The sequence below is a fragment of the Micromonospora sp. DT81.3 genome (assembly GCF_049847225.1).
In the GTDB taxonomy this organism is placed as follows: Bacteria; Actinomycetota; Actinomycetes; order Actinomycetales; family Microbacteriaceae; genus Microbacterium.
Window position 1 is genome coordinate 194113 of record NZ_JBNCNY010000006.1, and the last position, 15452, is coordinate 209564.

General features: G+C 67.9%; 17 protein-coding genes. 10 read left to right on the top strand and 7 right to left on the bottom strand.

Annotation, left to right across the window (positions count from 1 at the left end):
• The first annotated feature begins 97 nt into the window (after positions 1-97).
• Both ACPW96_RS15040 and ACPW96_RS15045 read left to right on the top strand, forming a co-directional pair.
• The gene (locus tag ACPW96_RS15040) at positions 98-841 is read left to right on the top strand and encodes a response regulator transcription factor (RefSeq protein ID WP_425884040.1); all 744 of its coding nucleotides are present in this window, start codon (positions 98-100) and stop codon (positions 839-841) included.
• Positions 828-2003 (top strand): sensor histidine kinase, encoded by a 1176-nt coding sequence (locus ACPW96_RS15045; RefSeq protein ID WP_425884042.1) that lies wholly within the window; start codon positions 828-830, stop codon positions 2001-2003. Before ACPW96_RS15040 ends, ACPW96_RS15045 begins: the two co-directional genes overlap by 14 nt.
• A 2-nt stretch (positions 2004-2005) precedes the next feature.
• On the opposite strand, the gene ACPW96_RS15050 is transcribed toward ACPW96_RS15045, so the two are convergent.
• The 5 genes from ACPW96_RS15050 to ACPW96_RS15070 form a co-directional block, all read right to left on the bottom strand.
• Positions 2006-3055: an NAD-dependent epimerase/dehydratase family protein gene (locus ACPW96_RS15050; protein ID WP_425884044.1), complete on the bottom strand. Its 1050-nt coding sequence runs from the start codon at positions 3053-3055 to the stop codon at positions 2006-2008.
• The gene (locus ACPW96_RS15055) at positions 3052-3864 is read right to left on the bottom strand and encodes an MTAP family purine nucleoside phosphorylase (RefSeq protein WP_425884046.1); all 813 of its coding nucleotides are present in this window, start codon (positions 3862-3864) and stop codon (positions 3052-3054) included. The genes ACPW96_RS15050 and ACPW96_RS15055 overlap by 4 nt, the downstream gene beginning before the upstream one ends.
• Before the next feature lie 135 nt (positions 3865-3999).
• Positions 4000-4215, bottom strand: coding sequence for a hypothetical protein (locus ACPW96_RS15060; protein ID WP_425884048.1), 216 nt, complete (start codon positions 4213-4215; stop codon positions 4000-4002).
• Positions 4216-4488: 273 nt separating this feature from the next.
• Complete coding sequence (locus ACPW96_RS15065) at positions 4489-5346, bottom strand: MerR family transcriptional regulator (RefSeq protein ID WP_425884050.1); 858 nt, start codon at positions 5344-5346, stop codon at positions 4489-4491.
• A gap of 15 nt (positions 5347-5361) precedes the next feature.
• Complete coding sequence (locus tag ACPW96_RS15070) at positions 5362-6153, bottom strand: alpha/beta fold hydrolase (RefSeq protein ID WP_425884052.1); 792 nt, start codon at positions 6151-6153, stop codon at positions 5362-5364.
• Between the two features lie 352 nt (positions 6154-6505).
• On the opposite strand from ACPW96_RS15070, the gene ACPW96_RS15075 reads away from it, so the two are divergent.
• Entirely contained in the window at positions 6506-7462 is a 957-nt protein-coding gene (locus ACPW96_RS15075; protein ID WP_425884053.1) for a serine/threonine-protein kinase, read from the top strand.
• Here ACPW96_RS15075 and ACPW96_RS15080 read toward each other — a convergent pair.
• Positions 7459-8277 (bottom strand): YhjD/YihY/BrkB family envelope integrity protein, encoded by an 819-nt coding sequence (locus ACPW96_RS15080; protein WP_425820744.1) that lies wholly within the window; start codon positions 8275-8277, stop codon positions 7459-7461. The genes ACPW96_RS15075 and ACPW96_RS15080 overlap by 4 nt on opposite strands.
• 356 nt (positions 8278-8633) lie before the next feature.
• On the opposite strand from ACPW96_RS15080, the gene ACPW96_RS15085 reads away from it, so the two are divergent.
• Both ACPW96_RS15085 and ACPW96_RS15090 read left to right on the top strand, forming a co-directional pair.
• A complete protein-coding gene (locus ACPW96_RS15085) occupies positions 8634-9788 on the top strand; it encodes a glutamate--cysteine ligase (protein ID WP_425884055.1) in 1155 nt (384 codons plus the stop codon).
• Between the two features lie 148 nt (positions 9789-9936).
• A complete protein-coding gene (locus ACPW96_RS15090; RefSeq protein ID WP_425884057.1) occupies positions 9937-10152 on the top strand; it encodes a hypothetical protein in 216 nt (71 codons plus the stop codon).
• Between the two features lie 17 nt (positions 10153-10169).
• On the opposite strand, the gene ACPW96_RS15095 is transcribed toward ACPW96_RS15090, so the two are convergent.
• On the bottom strand, positions 10170-10493 hold the full coding sequence (locus ACPW96_RS15095; protein ID WP_425820741.1) for a hypothetical protein: 324 nt from the start codon (positions 10491-10493) through the stop codon (positions 10170-10172).
• 154 nt (positions 10494-10647) lie between these two features.
• On the opposite strand from ACPW96_RS15095, the gene ACPW96_RS15100 reads away from it, so the two are divergent.
• From ACPW96_RS15100 to ACPW96_RS15120, 5 genes are all read left to right on the top strand, one after another.
• Positions 10648-10986 (top strand): hypothetical protein, encoded by a 339-nt coding sequence (locus ACPW96_RS15100; RefSeq protein WP_425820740.1) that lies wholly within the window; start codon positions 10648-10650, stop codon positions 10984-10986.
• A 96-nt stretch (positions 10987-11082) separates the two neighbouring features.
• Positions 11083-11286 (top strand): hypothetical protein, encoded by a 204-nt coding sequence (locus ACPW96_RS15105; RefSeq protein ID WP_425884059.1) that lies wholly within the window; start codon positions 11083-11085, stop codon positions 11284-11286.
• A 193-nt stretch (positions 11287-11479) separates the two neighbouring features.
• Positions 11480-11683 (top strand): hypothetical protein, encoded by a 204-nt coding sequence (locus ACPW96_RS15110; RefSeq protein WP_425884061.1) that lies wholly within the window; start codon positions 11480-11482, stop codon positions 11681-11683.
• Positions 11684-11799: 116 nt separating this feature from the next.
• Complete coding sequence (locus ACPW96_RS15115; protein ID WP_425884062.1) at positions 11800-14166, top strand: arylsulfatase; 2367 nt, start codon at positions 11800-11802, stop codon at positions 14164-14166.
• A 101-nt stretch (positions 14167-14267) separates the two neighbouring features.
• Positions 14268-15449, top strand: coding sequence for an AI-2E family transporter (locus ACPW96_RS15120; protein WP_425884064.1), 1182 nt, complete (start codon positions 14268-14270; stop codon positions 15447-15449).
• Positions 15450-15452: the final 3 nt, after the last annotated feature.

The window sequence follows — 15452 nt, forward strand, 5'->3', positions numbered from 1 at the left end:
CTCGCGCGATTTCAGCGTCACCGCGAAAGTCTTACGGAACGCGGAAGGCTCTCGCCGAGGCCCGTTGGCCGCTCGCACGCGGGCGTACTGTGGGCAGGTGATCGCCGAAGCCTCGCGCACCCTGGGCAACGAGGATCTCATCGATCGACGCGTGCTCGTCGTCGATGACGATCCCACCGTTTCGGAGGTCGTCGCCGAGTACCTGCGCTCTGCGGGCTTCGTGGTGGACCGCGTCGGGGACGGCTACGAGGCGATCGAGGCCGAGGCGCGCATCTCGCCGGATCTCATCGTGCTCGACCGGATGCTGCCGGGCATCGACGGGATCGAGGCGTGCCGCCGCATCCGCCGCACGAGTGCGACTCCCATCATCCTGCTGACCGCGCTCGGCAGCGAGGAAGAACGCATCCGGGGGTTCGAGGCGGGGGCGGACGACTACCTGACGAAGCCGTTCTCGCCGCGCGAGCTGGTGCTGCGCGTGCAGTCGGTGCTGCGCCGATCACTCGGAGAATACGCGCCGGAGTCGGCCCTCGATCGTGGACCGTTCCACATCGACCCTGCCGCCCGCGTCGCGATGATGAACGGCAGGCTGCTTCCCCTCACCGTGCGAGAGTTCGACCTGCTCTCCTTCCTGGTCAAGCACCCGCGCCAGGCCTTCAGCCGCGAGGAGCTGCTCACCGCGGTGTGGGGCTGGACGTACGGCGACCTGTCCACGGTCACAGTGCACGTGCGGCGCCTTCGCGAGAAGATCGAACCTGACTCGACCCAGCCGACGCTGCTCGCGACGGTGTGGGGCGTCGGCTACCGCCTGGACATCGGAGAGGATGCCGATGAGCTGGCCTGATCTGCTGCAGGTGGCGGGGCTGTCGCTCGCGATAACGATCGCTGTCGGGGGTGTCGCATTCGCGGCGCTGTGGGCGCTGCGCCGATCGTCGCTCATCGTTCAGGTGTGCGTCCTGATCTTCGCCGCGGTGCTGGCGGTGATCCTCAGCATGGTCGGGGCGTCGTGGCTGATGTTCCTCTCCGACCACGACCTGACGGTCGCCGTCAACGTCGCCGTCATATCCGGGACGGTCTCGCTGGCGCTCGTGGCATGCCTGGGCATCGTCGTGGTGCGCAATGCGCGGTCGCTCTCGCGGGCGGCTCGCAGCATCGGCGACGGGGAGCGAGTGGATGCCGTCGGCCCGCAGTCGAGCGCAGAGTTCCGGGCTCTCGCGGCGGAGCTCGTCGCCACCAGCGCGAAGCTCGCCGCGTCGCGTGAGCGCGAGCACCGCATCGAGGAGTCGCGGCGCGAACTCGTCGCGTGGATAGCGCATGATCTGCGCACGCCGCTGGCCGGCATCATGTCGATGGCGGAGGCTTTGGAGGATGACCTCGCGACCGATCCGCAGCGGTACCACCGGCAGATGCGCGAGCAGGTGAGCCGGCTCTCGGCGATGGTCGACGACCTGTTCGAGCTGTCGAAGATCGACTCGGGTACGCTGCGCCTCTCGCTGCAGGACGTCTCGCTCTACGACGTGATCTCCGACACGGTCGCGGATCTTCGTCCCGTCTCGCACGGACGCGACATCCGGATCGAGGAGGGCCTCGGCCGCAACGCCGTCGTGCACGCGGATCCTCGGGAACTGTCTCGGGCGATCTCGAACCTGCTTCTGAACGCGATCCAGCACACGCCGGCCGGTTCGCCGATCACGGTGGCGGCGTCGGTGGTCGACGGGCGGGCATCGATCACCGTCATCGACAACGGCGGTGGCATCGACGAGCAGGATCTGCACCGCGTCTTCGAGCCCGGCTGGCGGGGTGCGAGCGCACGCACGCCGGAGGCGCACCCCGAGGCGCTCGGCGAGTCGCTGCGCTCCAGCGGTGCCGGACTGGGGCTCGCCATCGTGCGGGGGATCGCCGTCGCGCACCAGGGCGAGGTCACCGTGCGGAACGTGCCTGGTGGATGCCGCTTCGACCTGATCCTGCCGAGCACGGCCCGGGGCCGTGAAGAGTCTTTCGCCTGAACTCAGGCCCGAAGGGGCGCCTTCGCGAACTCGCGCATGCCGTCGGCGAAAGGCACAATGGGCGCCCAGCCGAGTTCGGTGCGGGCGCGATCGGATGACGCGGTGATGTGACGCACGTCGCCCGCCCGGAATCGCCCCGTGATGACCGGCTCCGGCCCGCCGTGGGCCAGCGAGAGCCGCTGCGCGACCTCGAGGATCGTCGAGACCCTGCCGGAGCCGACGTTGAACGGGCGCGCGGTCGAGGGTTCGGCATCCGCTGTCCATTCGGCGGCACGAAGATTCGCCGCCGCGATGTCGTCGACGTGGACGAAGTCGCGCCGCTGACCGCCGTCCTCGAAGACCTTCGGCGCTTCCCCCCGCTCGAGCGCGGAGCGGAAGATCGCCGCGACCCCGGCGTAGGGGGTGTCGCGGGGCATGCCCGGACCGTACACGTTGTGATAGCGCAGCATCGCGGCGGTGCCGCCCGTCTCCTTCGCCCAGACCTGAACGAACTGCTCCTGCGCGAGCTTCGACACGGCGTACAGACTCCGCGGGTCGACCGGGGAGCCTTCCACAGTGAGCGCCGGCGTCAGGATCTCCCCGGTGACCGGGTCGCGCGGTTCGAACATCCCCGTCCGCAGGTCGCCCTCGTACCGGGGACCGGGCCGGACGTCTCCGTCGGAACCGACATAGCGCCCCTCTCCGTAGACCACCATCGACGACGCGAGCACGAGCCGGCGCACTCCGGCCCTGGCGAGCGCCGCGATCAGCTCACCGGTGCCGAGCACGTTCGCCCGGACGTAACCCGGCGCATCGGCGACATCCACGCCCATGCCCACCTTCGCGGCCTGATGGCTGACGACGTCGACACCCACGAGGCAGCCATCCAGAGCACGCGCGTCGGTGACGTCGGCTCGAACGATCTCGACGCTGGCGGAAATCGCCGGCGTCGAGGGGTGCACCTCGGGTGAGAGCAAGTCGAGGACTCGCACGTCCCACCCGGCGGAAAGAGCGGCGTTCACGACGCGTGAGCCGATGAATCCCGCGCCACCGGTCACCAGCAGAAGGCTCATTGTGCTTCCATCCGCAGTACCTCGGCGACAGCCGCGCCGTCGATCAGTTCACGGGGGGCATAGTCGAGGGGCACGGATGACGCGATGCGCTCGATCGCCGAGACCAGATGTGGCCGGGCCTCGGCGAGGCGGGCGAAGACCATCTCCGCGGTCACGGCCTCCTCGGCCTGCTCGCCGCTGTCGACGTCCGTGACGACGCAGAGCGCGACCATGTCGATGCCCAGCTCGGCCGCGAGCGCGGCCTCGGGATAGAGCGTCATGTTGACGAGGTCGATTCCGGCCGAGCGGTTGATCCTCGACTCTGCGCGGGTGGAGAAGCGAGGCCCCTGGATGACCAGGACCGTCGCGCCGTCGACGAGCTCGGGGCACGCCTCCAGCGCCAGGCGGCGCGCGTGCGAGTCGAACGGATCGGCGAAGGGCAGATGCCGCACCGTCGATGCGTCGAAGTACGAGTCGGCTCGCCCGTGCGTGCGATCCACGAGCTGGTCGGCGACAGCGATGGTCCCGACCGGCAGGTCGGGGTTGAGCGAGCCCACGGCGGCGGTCGATATGAGCACGCGCACCCCGGTGGACGCGAACGCCCAGATCACCGCACGGGCACGAATGAGATGCGGCGGGACGCAGTGATCGGCGCCGTGCCGAGGCACGAATACCGCCTCGGTGCCGCAGATCGTGCCCCTGGTGAGCTCCACGTCCCCGAAGGGCGTGGCGACGGTGAAGGCCGTCGAGTCCTTATCGTCGAAGAGCGCGTACAGGCCTGAGCCGCCGATGACGGCGACCTTCGCCCTCGTCCCGCGGTCGTTACTCACCAGTCCAGGCTGTCACTGCCGACTCATCTGGACTGGGGTGGACCATTACAGAACGATGACCGATCGACCGGCCCCGACCGTCAGCGCTTTCGCGTCGAGCGTTGATCCTTCCCCCACCGACAGGACGGCGCTCGGTCACCGGTCGAGCTGCATCCTCCGCCAGGATGCCGCGGCGAGCAGCACGAAGGCGCCGACGCAAGGAAGGACCAGCAGCAGCTGTGCGGGGGTGGCGGCGGTCATCGCGCCCAGGAAGACCTGGCACGCCAACGCCGGCCACGTGTCACCGGACGGCGGGCCCAGATCGGCGGCGAGGCCGAGCGGGAGCAGCGCGGCGGCGAGAGCGATGCTCATCAGCACGGCCCAGCTCGCGTACACGATGAGTTTCGCCAGAGCGATGGTCGAGCGGCGGACAGGCAGAGCGAAGAGCGACTCGGGCGACTTCGTCGAGGTGGTGGCTGCTCACGAGAATGGCGGCCCCGTCACCCACCCGACACAACAGGCTCTCCCATTCGCAGACCGCACCACCAGCGCTGTCGCCGCGGCCCGACCGATCGCCAAGAATCGTCTCGCCGGCCTCGTCGTTGCCGACGCTCGCGGGCGATCGCGACGGAAGTTGAGCCGGCGTCAGGCCTCCTCGAGCGGGGTTGCTGACTCGTGGTTCGTCGTGGAGATGAGGTCGGGCGGCGAGGACTCGGCGATGGGGGGGATGCGCCCTTCGGGGATTCGTTCGAGCCGATTCCAGCCACGCCACCCGCGCTGCTCGAGGATCGCCAGCAGCTCTCGAGCGACCGGCGCCGACTCGGTCATGGCCGCGTCCAGCAGGGCGGTGAGCGGCTCCGTCTGATCGGCGTTGCCGATTTCCAGCTCGCCGCTCTGGACTGCGCGGATGCGGAGGTGCTCTACGAGGTCGGCGAGTTCGACGACTCGGGGGTCCCCCGGCGGCCATTCCGGCGCGGAGCCGAGGAGGCGGTAGAGCCGCGTCATGTCCGGGTCCTCATCCAGGTGACGGTTCTTCTCGGCGATCACGGCGTCGATGCTGAGCGGATCCTGCGCCGCGAGCATGATCCAGGCGTCCCGCTCGAGCTCGATGTAGGCCTCACCGACGCCGACCCCGCGCAGCCGGTCCAGGTAGTCCAGGACGACCTGGGGAAGGGCCAGGTGATCGCCGGCGGCGAGCTTCGCGATCCGCTTGCGACTCGCCTGGAGGCGGCGGATGTCGGCGTTCAAGGCCTTGTCGATCTCCCCGACTGCGCGGGCGAACTCCTCGGAGTCGGCGACGAGGAGCTCCTGCACGCGGGCGAGGGGAACACCCGCGTCCGCCAGCACGCGGATCCGGATCAGCCGCACCACGGCGGCGGTGTCATAGCTGCGATAGCCGGAGTGGTCGCGTTCCGGCTCGGGCAGCAGACCGATCTGGTGATAGTGGCGGACTGTCCGCACCGTCACCCCGGCGTAGGAGGCCAGTTGGCCGATCGAGAGCATGGGCTCCAGACTGCCTCAACCGGCGACGCCGCGGACCGCCTCGGCGATCGCGCGGAAGTCCCTCCGGAGGATCGCGCCGTGATTGCTGGCGACCTTGGCGTGAATCGTGATGTGCGGGTTTCGTTCGGTCACCGCGGGCACGCTCGCCCGGATCTTCTCCTGCCCATCCCCCTTGCTCCCGAACGACGTTCCGGATGCGAGGACATACCGCGTCGGGACGGTGATTCTGTCCATCACCGGGCCGAGCTGCCGTTCCCGCGCGAGCCGGCCGACTTCGATGTTGCATTCGGCCATCTCCACCGCGGTCATCCGCGGCGTGAGCCCGGTCACGCGCAGCGGCACCGTCAGCCATCTCAGGCGACGGAAGGCGGTTCGGATGCCCTGCTCCATCTCGTCTGTGAGCCAGTCGTGTGGCTGCGCCCCATCGACCAGCACCGCGCCGATCGTCCGGTCCGGATTGCGGCTCGCCCAGTGTGCGGCGACGAATGCACCGTACGACCACCCGACCACCAGCGCCCGGTCGGCACCACGAGCATCGAGCACGGCCCTGACATCGCGGACGGCGGCCTCGAACGAGTAGTCCGCCGAACGTCCGGACGTGCGCCCTCGAGCCCGCTCGTCGTAGGTGATGTGCCGCCAGTCCGGCCCGAGTTCGGCGAGAACCCGCCGCCAGTAGCCCTGCGTCGCGAACTGGCCGTTCAGGTAAATGACCGGCGTCCCGGAGCCACCCGAATCGGTGACAGCCAGACCCGTGTCGTCGACCGGCACCAAACCGGTCCAGGTCGGGGTCGAGGTCCTGTCGATCATGGCGTCTTCCGTCCCACTGCGGCGATGGACCAAGCCTGCAGGGTTGACGCTGCGTGAGGGTCAACCTTCCTTCAGACATCTCCCGGCACTCGGAGGCGGCCGCCCGACAGAGGAACCGACCGAAACATCGCATCCACATCCATGCCGGAACGTTACGAACCGGCGGGCGCTGAGGATTGCACGTTTTGCGGCCAGCGCGCGACGTCTCCGGCAGTGCGTGCCCGGCGCTTCCCGCTCAGCCGCCCGCGCGGTCGTCGACTTCATCACTCGTATTTGCACGTCCCGCGCTCGTTGTCAACGGGGCGAGAAGCGGAACGTCGTCGCGGTACCGTCCGTCTGGGAGTGCGGCGAGATGCAGGTTTTCGCGCCGCTGGAGGACGAGATGGCACAGGCGGAAGCAAGCGCGACGTTCGCGATGCTCGATGGGCGCTACCGGTTGCACGAATGCGTCGGCCAGGGCGCGACCGCGAAGGTGTACCGGGCAGACGACCTCGCACGTGAACGCACGGTCGCGATAAAGATGCTACGGGACGACTCGGATACCGGCACGGGACTGGCCGAGGCGCGAAACGAAGTGGCACTTCTCGCGTCGTTGGATCATCCCGCGCTGGTCACGCTCCTCAACGCCAACCTCACTCCCGGCGAGCCCGGGTACCTGGTCATGGAGTTCGTCGACGGCCCGACGCTCGCCCACCAGCTGCTGAACGGCCCGTTGGACATGCGGGACGTGGCATACCTGGCGTGCGACCTTGCGTCCGCGTTGCACGCCGTGCATGGGGCGGGGATCGTGCACCGTGACGTCAAGCCATTGAACATCCTGCTCACCCACACCGACATGCCCGGGCGCTCCTATCATGCGAAGCTCGCCGACTTCGGCGTCGCCTCCATGATGGACGGTGGGTCCGCGCAGTCGCACGGCGTCGCGGTGGGAACCACTGCATATCTGGCGCCGGAGCAAGTTCGCGACGAGGACATCGGCCCCTCCGCCGACATCTACGCCCTCGGACTCGTCCTCGTGGAAGCGATGACTGGGCAACGGGCGTTTCCGGATGCCGCCGGGATCGGTGCTGCCATCGCGCGGCTGCTCGAGCCGCCGCGCATCCCTGAACAATTGCCACGTGGATGGTCGCGACTCCTCCGGCGCATGACCGCCCCCGATCCCACAGACCGTCCCGCGGCCAGAACGGTCGCTCAGCGAGCGTTCGCACTCATGCGAAGCGGACCGGCCATGCAGCCGGTGCCGGGCATCTCTCGCCGTCCCGGCACGGTGGGGACGTGGGCTCCGGGGGCCGACGCGCGCTCTGCCTAGACGTTCGGCGAAGTTCGCCGTTCGCCTGATGCGGCGCGGCCTGCGGGATACGAGACCGAGTTGCGCCACGCCCGCCCGCTTTGGCTCAGATACGCGACGCGACCGACGGCCATGGCGATCAGCAGGATCCACGCAAGCACCAGCAGCCAGCCGATGTAGGTGAACGCCATACCCAGCACGCCGAATCGGTTCGCCGAGTCGGCCAGGAGCGGTGGCAGCACCAGACGGCCCAGCAATCCGGCCGTGGCAAAGCCCGCCCCTGCCAGCAGCGCGCCGGGGAGAAGCTGTCGCAGGGTGACGCGTCGATTGACCACCAGCCAGGAGGCGATCCACCAGAGCAGAGCCCAGGCCGCCACTTCCACCGCGAATCCGACCACCGACGCGGCACCGTCACCGCGCAGCAAGATCCGGGAGGCGACGACCACCGAGAGCCCAGCGATCACCGCGATGACCGCGGCGAACCAACGCCACGCGGACTTGACGCTCGATGCGGGCGCGCGCCAGATCGTCCGAACGCTGCGTTCCAATGCCCGTGCGAACGAAGTGGCGGCGATCACCAGGAGCACGACGCCGATCACACCGGTCGCGCGCAGTTCCTGCGCGCCGCCGGGCAGAGACTTCTCGAGGATCTCGGCGGTCGCCGCGTCGAGCCCCAGGTGCTCGGCCACGATCGGACCGCTCTGCGGGTCGAGCCGTGAGCGGACCGCCCCCGCGACGATCAGGATGGGCAGCACCGACGTGAAGGCGTGGGCGGCAAGGGTCATGCCGCGGTCGACGAGCTGAATGCCGCCCACTTCGCGGCCGACTCGCAGCATGAAGCGGCCCCACCGCGATGCGGCTCCCGTTCGAACCAGTCGATTGGCGGTCCACCTGGCCATAGGCACCTCACGAGGGTGTGCGATGAGGCGCTGCATCGCCTATTCACGTCCGAGGCTACACCGGCACCCACGGCCGGCCGGGCGGTGACGTGCTCGATTATCCGACGCATCGATGCTGCGATCGGCTCGACTTGGAGAAGCGGCGAGAGGACATCGTCGGATCGGGGCTTCCGCCCTTGTCTGGTGGCCGACGCGCCGGCGGGAGTACTGTTTCCCGGAGGCCTCGTCGAGCCCCTCGTGCGTGCGCGCGAGCTGTGGGCGGTGAGACGCGGCATTGGTCGAAGGATGACGCCATGGATCCCCGCACCACGTCTGCCGCACCCCTGCGTCGCAGCGGGGTGGCCGCCAGCCGCCGCATCCGATCGATCGGCGTGGAGGAAGAGCTGCTGCTGGTAGGAGCGGAGACTCTTCACCCGGTCCCCGTCGCCGGGGATCTTCTGGACGCAGCGGCCGGTGCTTGGCAGGGCTCGCGCCCGCTCCTCGAGTTCGAGGTGAAACGCGAGCAGATCGAAGTCGTCAGTCCGCCCCGACTCTCGCTGGACCAGCTGTCCGCCACGATCCTCGAGGGGCGCCGTGCGGCCGACCTTGCTGCGGGGCGTGTGGGCGCACGTGCTGTCGCCCTCGCGACGGCGACGCTCCCCTGCGAACCTCACCTCGTGTCCACGGCGCGCTACCAGCGGATGGGCGAGCGATTCGGGCTGACCATGGTGGAGCAGCTCACCTGCGGTTTCCATGTGCACGTCGACATCGAGTCGCCAGACGAAGGCGTCGCGGTCCTCGACCGCATCCGCCCCTGGCTGCCGGTGCTGCTCGCGATGAGCGCGAACTCCCCGTTCTGGCAGGGCAAGGACACCGGCTTCGCCAGTTACCGCTATCAGGCATGGGGGCGATGGCCCACCGCCGGACCCTACGACCGCTTCGGAAGCGCGGAGGGTTACCGGGCCGCGATCGAGGCGATACTCGAGACCGGCGTCTCCCTCGACGAGGGCATGATCTACTTCGACGCGCGCCTCTCTGCGCACGCGCCCACCGTGGAGGTCCGTATCGCGGACGTGTGCCTCCGCCCGGACGACGCAGCTACCATCGCCGTTCTCATCCGCGCCCTCATCGAAACGGCCGCGCGCCGGTGGCGCGCAGGGGAAGAGGCCGACGATATCTCGACATCGGTTCTGCGTCTGGCGTCGTGGCGTGCCAGCCGTTTCGGGCTGAGTGAGAACCTGGTGCACCCGATCACCCGTATGCAGTGCACCGCCCGGGAAGCCGTCGCGGCTCTGTTGAGCCACATCGAGGAGGGCTTCGAGTCCCCGATGGAGAGCACACTGATCCGGGCCAGCCTCTCCCGAATGCTGGATCGCGGGACGGGGGCGTCCGAACAGCGAGAGGCATGGACGATGACGGGCGAGTGCCGGGATGTCGTGGCTGCCGCCATCGCCGTGACGCACAACTGATGCGGGCGAGGCTCAACGCCCGCGCCGACATTCACAGCATGCAGTCCGCCGTAGCATCCGGAATCATTGCGTTAACACGGTTGTTCTACCATCGCACGAGCGATGCGACGGGTCTGACAGTTCAGAACGGCGAGGAGGTGAGGATGGCGTGACGTCACCGCAGTACGAGATCAGCGTCTGGGAGCGCTACGCCACCGAATTCGCCCTTGCCCTCGCCGACACCCCCACCCGCATCCGATCCGTGCGAGTGGCGTATTTCACCCACGGGTTCGATGTCGACTTGATCGCCGAAATCAGCGGCTTCCCCGTGTGGAGGATCCGACAGGCGATCCAGGACGGCCTGCCGCACCGACGAACCGACTGATCGATGGTCGATGCCCTTCAGGCGATGAGTCCGATCGGGGCCACGCGACGCGGGGGTTCGTCCATGATGTGCAGTCCCGCGGGGTGATCTGCGGCTTCGTGCAATCGCAGCAGCCACGCTCCGTTGAGCCCCTCGTCGGCACCATCCTCGTCGAGACGGAACGCAACGGGAATCGATGCGTCCATCCAGACGGTCAGCTCTCCGCGCGACCGATCCGGGAGAGTGAGACAGAAGCACTCGCGCTTGCGCAGCTTGGAGGTGATGACGTCGCGCAAGTGCCGCAGGGTATGGTCTTCGATGTCCACTTCGAGGCCGTGCGTGCCGTAGATGAAGGTGCCCATGGCAGGTACGATGCGCCGCTTGCGAACTGCGAAACAGGGGCTGGCGTCGGCGGGATCGATGTGCTTACACCCTTCAACATCTGACCCTCCCCACGGCGCCCGGACGTTGTCAACCCCCGCGCCGGATCGCGGTCTCAGTCCTACCGTGGCGTGCATGAAGCACGTGACCTTCGGCGACAAGGCCCTGTTCATGGGCGACGAGGAAGCGGACACGCTGCTGGAGTATGCGCGTCTGCTCTCAGACACATCGGCGGCAGACACCGTGACGCTGAGCTGCATCAGCCCGGACGGCAACACGGTGGAGGCGTCCTTCCTCCTCAATGCGAACACGGTCCTGATGATCGAGACCACGAACAGCGAGCTCGACCCGCCGGAGAACGGCCAGGCGATAAAGGAGATGCGTGAACGCATCGACGCGATCGCGCGGCCACAGCAGGCGACCACCGAAGAGGAATGGGACCACGTCGACGAGGAGATCGCCGATGCCCTCTAAGCGGGCATCGCGGTCGGTGCGACCGGCGCCGGATCAGGACGATTCGCGGATGGCAAGCCCCTGCAGGAGTGCCCTGCGAACGCGGAAGCTGGCTTCATGAACGATCGAGACGACATCAAACGGCCCTTGGACCACCTGCCGCCGCCGGAAGAACGCGACGACGCGATCGACATCGAGGAGCCGCACTACCCGGATACCGGTGAGGCCACAGGCGGATCCCCGGCGTCGCCCGCGACCGCCGCCGAGCCCGATAAGCCGAACCGTCACGGCGTCGACAAGCTGCCCCCGACGGGGCGCTGACCGTCACGCCGAAAGCCCGCACCGCGTTCTGGGTCGCCGACACGACACTCCGCGTCAGGTCGAGACGTCATTGCGTCAGGTCGAGACGTCGTTCTCGATGTCCTCCGCGAGGTCATCGATCCTCTCGCGGCCGCAGATCCACACCGACTTCGTGAAGCCGCTCCTCCAGGACATGGGTCACATCGTCTTCCACATGTCCATGCCGGATCTCATCGCGTACCTCTTCGACGACCCGCTCGACGGCATCGACTTCGTCTGCGCCAGGCGGGTTCTCGCTGAGTTCTCTGTCGGCACTCATCTGGGACGCTCCTTTCCGGGATGCCGCCGCCGTTCCGCCGCGGCGGAGGCGGCTGGTCCTCAGCGTGCCACGCATCGGCTCACGAAACCACAGGGTTGACTTCGGCGGCGGGCAGAGCGATTCCAGCAGCACCTGCATCATTCGAAACGGGTGACGCCATCCCCCCTCGAACGCGGTTGTCTGGGGTGTCGACATCCGAGGAAGAAGGAACGCTCATGTCTCCTGACCGTCATGCACGTACGATGCTGCCCATTCCCGACATCCAGCCCCCCGGGCTGACGACGTACGATGCGAAAGACCCGGCAACCTCGTTCCCGCCGATCACACCGTTGCTGCCGCCCGATGGCGCTCCGAACGTCCTGATCGTGCTGCTGGATGATGTCGGGTTCGGTGCGTCGAGCGCCTTCGGCGGGCCATGCAGCACCCCGAACGCGGAGAAGCTCGCCGCCGGCGGCCTGAAGTACAACCGGTTCCACACCACGGCACTCTGTGCGCCGACCCGGCAGGCGATGCTCACCGGCCGCAACCACCACTCGGTCGGGATGGGGAGCATCACCGAGACCGCCACCTCCGCGCCGGGCAACAGCTCGCTGCGGCCGAACACCAAGGCTCCTCTCGCCATGACGCTGAAACTCAACGGGTACTCCACCGCACAGTTCGGCAAGTGTCACGAGGTGCCGGTCTGGCAGTCCTCGCCGATGGGGCCGTTCGACGCGTGGCCCTCGGGCGGCGGCGGGTTCGAGACGTTCTACGGCTTCATCGGCGGGGAGAACAACCAGTACGAGCCGGCCCTGTACGACGGCACGACCCCCGTCGAGCCGCCGACGACACCGGAGGAGGGGTACCACCTCACCGAGGACCTCGCCGATCGCGCCGTGAGCTGGATCCGGACGCAGAAGGCCCTGATGCCCGAGAAGCCGTTCTTCGTGTACTTCGCCCCCGGCGCCACTCATGCGCCGCATCACGTGCCGGTGGAGTGGGCTGACAAGTACAAGGGGCAGTTCGCCGACGGATGGGACGCGCGGCGCGAGCGCACATTCGCCCGGCAGAAGGAGCTCGGGGTCATTCCACCCGAGACGGAGCTGACCGCCCGACACGACGCCATCCCCGCATGGGACGACATGCCGGATGAGCTGAAGCCGGTGCTGGAGCGCGAGATGGAGGTGTACGCGGGCTTCCTCGAGCACACCGACTTCCACGTTGGGCGGGTGATCGACGCGATCGAGGACCTGGGCGTGCTCGAGAACACCCTGATCTACTACATCGTCGGAGACAACGGCGCCTCGGCCGAAGGGACGCTCAACGGGGCGTTCAACGAGATGGCCAACTTCAATGGAATGGGCGCCCTCGAGACACCCGAGTTCCTCGCGTCCAAGATCGACGAACTGGGCACGCCGAGCTCCTACAACCACTACGCAGTGGGCTGGGCGTGGGCCATGAACGCTCCCTTCCAGTGGACGAAGCAGGTCGCATCGCACTGGGGGGGCACACGCAACGGCACCATCGTGCACTGGCCGAACGGCATCCAGGAGAAGGGCGGGCTTCGCAGCCAGTTCACCCACTGCATCGACGTGGCACCCACCATCCTCGAGGCGGCCGGTCTGCCCCAGCCGACGGTCGTCAACGGGGTGCAGCAGGCCCCGATCGAAGGCACAAGCATGCTGTACTCCTTCGACCGACCCCACGCCGAAGAACAGCACGACCTGCAGTACTTCGAGATGTTCGGCAACCGAGGCGTCTACTTCCAGGGAATGAGCGCAGTCACCAAGCACCGCACGCCATGGGAACTCGTGGGGGGAACGGTGCCGCCGCTGGATGACGATGTCTGGGAGCTCTATGACGGGACGAGCGATTACAGCCAGGCGCGCAATCTCGCCGCCGAGCACCCGGAGAAGCTTCGTGACCTGCAGCGACTCTGGCTGATCGAAGCGGTCAAGTACAACGTGCTGCCGATCGATGACCGCACGGGGGAGAGACTCAACCCCGAGCTCGCTGGCCGACCGACGCTGCTGCACGGCAGCACGCAGCTGCTGTTCGGCGGCATGGGACGGCTTTCGGAGAGCAGCGTGGTGAGCATCAAGAACAAGTCGTTCTCAGTGACCGCCGAGGTCGACGTACCCGAAAAGGGTGCGGAGGGTGTCGTCATCGCGCAGGGCGGCCGGTTCGGGGGATGGAGCGTCTTCTTCACCGGCGGCAAGGTCAACTTCGTGTACAACGTGCTCGGCATCCACTCCTTCGCCACCGTCGCGGATGCCCTGCTGGAGCCGGGGAAACACCAGGTGCGCGTGGAGTTCGCCTACGACGGCGGGGGCCTCGCGAAGGGCGGCGGGGTCACCCTCTACTACGACGGCGTCTCCGTGGGAACGGGGCGAGTCGGCGTGACGCAGCCGATGATCTTTTCGGCCGATGAGACAACCGACGTCGGCTACGAGTCGGGCACCTCGGTGAGCCCGGAGTACTCGGCGCGCACCAGCCGGTTCACCGGACGGATCCACTGGGTGCAGATCGACACAGGGGATGACGACCACGACCATCTCATCGATCCGGACGAGCGCCTGCGGATCGCCATGGCGCGGCAGTAACCGGCGTCGGCGCCCGCGTCGGGCACGAAGAGCCCGCTCCCGGTCGCGTTCATCCGATGCGGATGATGTGGCCGATGCGGGCGGCGGAATACGGTCCATCCATGAGCGAACCGACGGATGCTGCAGTGTCAGAGCGCGGGCACGCCGCCGCCGTAACCACGAGCGAGGTGGCGAGCCCTTCACCAGCGGTGGACGAGCGCCGGGCCGGCGCACCCTCGGCGAGGCGCCGCGGCATCCTCGCCATGGTGGACCACCCACTGGTGGTGGCCTTCGTGGCCACCCTCGGCGTACTCGGAGCACTTCTCATCGGCTCGGCGATCGGCTCGATCGCGACCATACTCACCTACATCGTCCTCGCCCTGTTCGTCTCGCTCGGACTCGACCCCGTCGTGCGCCGGCTCGAGCGCGCCGGCATGAAGCGAGGGGCGGGCATCGCCGTGGTGTTCGGCGGATTCGCCGTGCTCGTCGCCCTGTTCCTGATCTTCGTGCTGCCCCCGGTCCTCGCGCAGATCGTCGAATTCATCGTGTCGATCCCGCAGGCGATGACCGACATCCAGCAGTCCGACTGGTTCATGAGCCTCAGCGACGACCTGCAAGCCTCGCTGGGAGCCGGACTCGACCAGCTCTCCGGTTCGCTCTCCGACCCGCAGACGATGGCCGCCATCACCGGCGGTGCCCTCTCGGTCGGCCTGGGAGTGGCCAGCTTCGTGTCCGCCAGCTTCATCGTGGTCGCTTTGACGCTGTACTTCCTCGCCTCCCTGACCGGGATGAAGCAGGCGCTCTATGCGCTGGCACCGGCCCGCAACCGTCCGCGGCTCTCCGACATGACCGAGCGGATCACTGCGTCGGTCGGTGGGGCTCTGATCGGCTCCGTCACCCTCTCGTCGATCAACGCGAGCGTCGTCTTCGTGCTGCACCTGTTGATCGGCCTGCCCTTCCCCGCGCTGATGGCGGTGATCGCTTTCGTTGTGACCCTGATTCCGCTGTTCGGCTCCGTGATCTTCTGGATCGTGGCCACCATCGTCGCGTTGTTCTCGAGCCCCGACCAGGCGCTGATCTTCGGCATCGCCTACCTGATCTACATCCAGCTCGAGTCGTACGTGGTGAGCCCGCGGGTGATGACGCGGGCCATCGCGATTCCGGCCGCTCTGGTGCTGATCGGGGCCCTTGTGGGCGGTGCGCTGGCGGGGGTGCTCGGCGTGCTCCTCGCACTCCCGGTGATGGCTTCGCTTCTGCTGATCCTCAGAGAGGTCGTCGTCCCCCAGCAGGATCTCAAGACCTGAGCC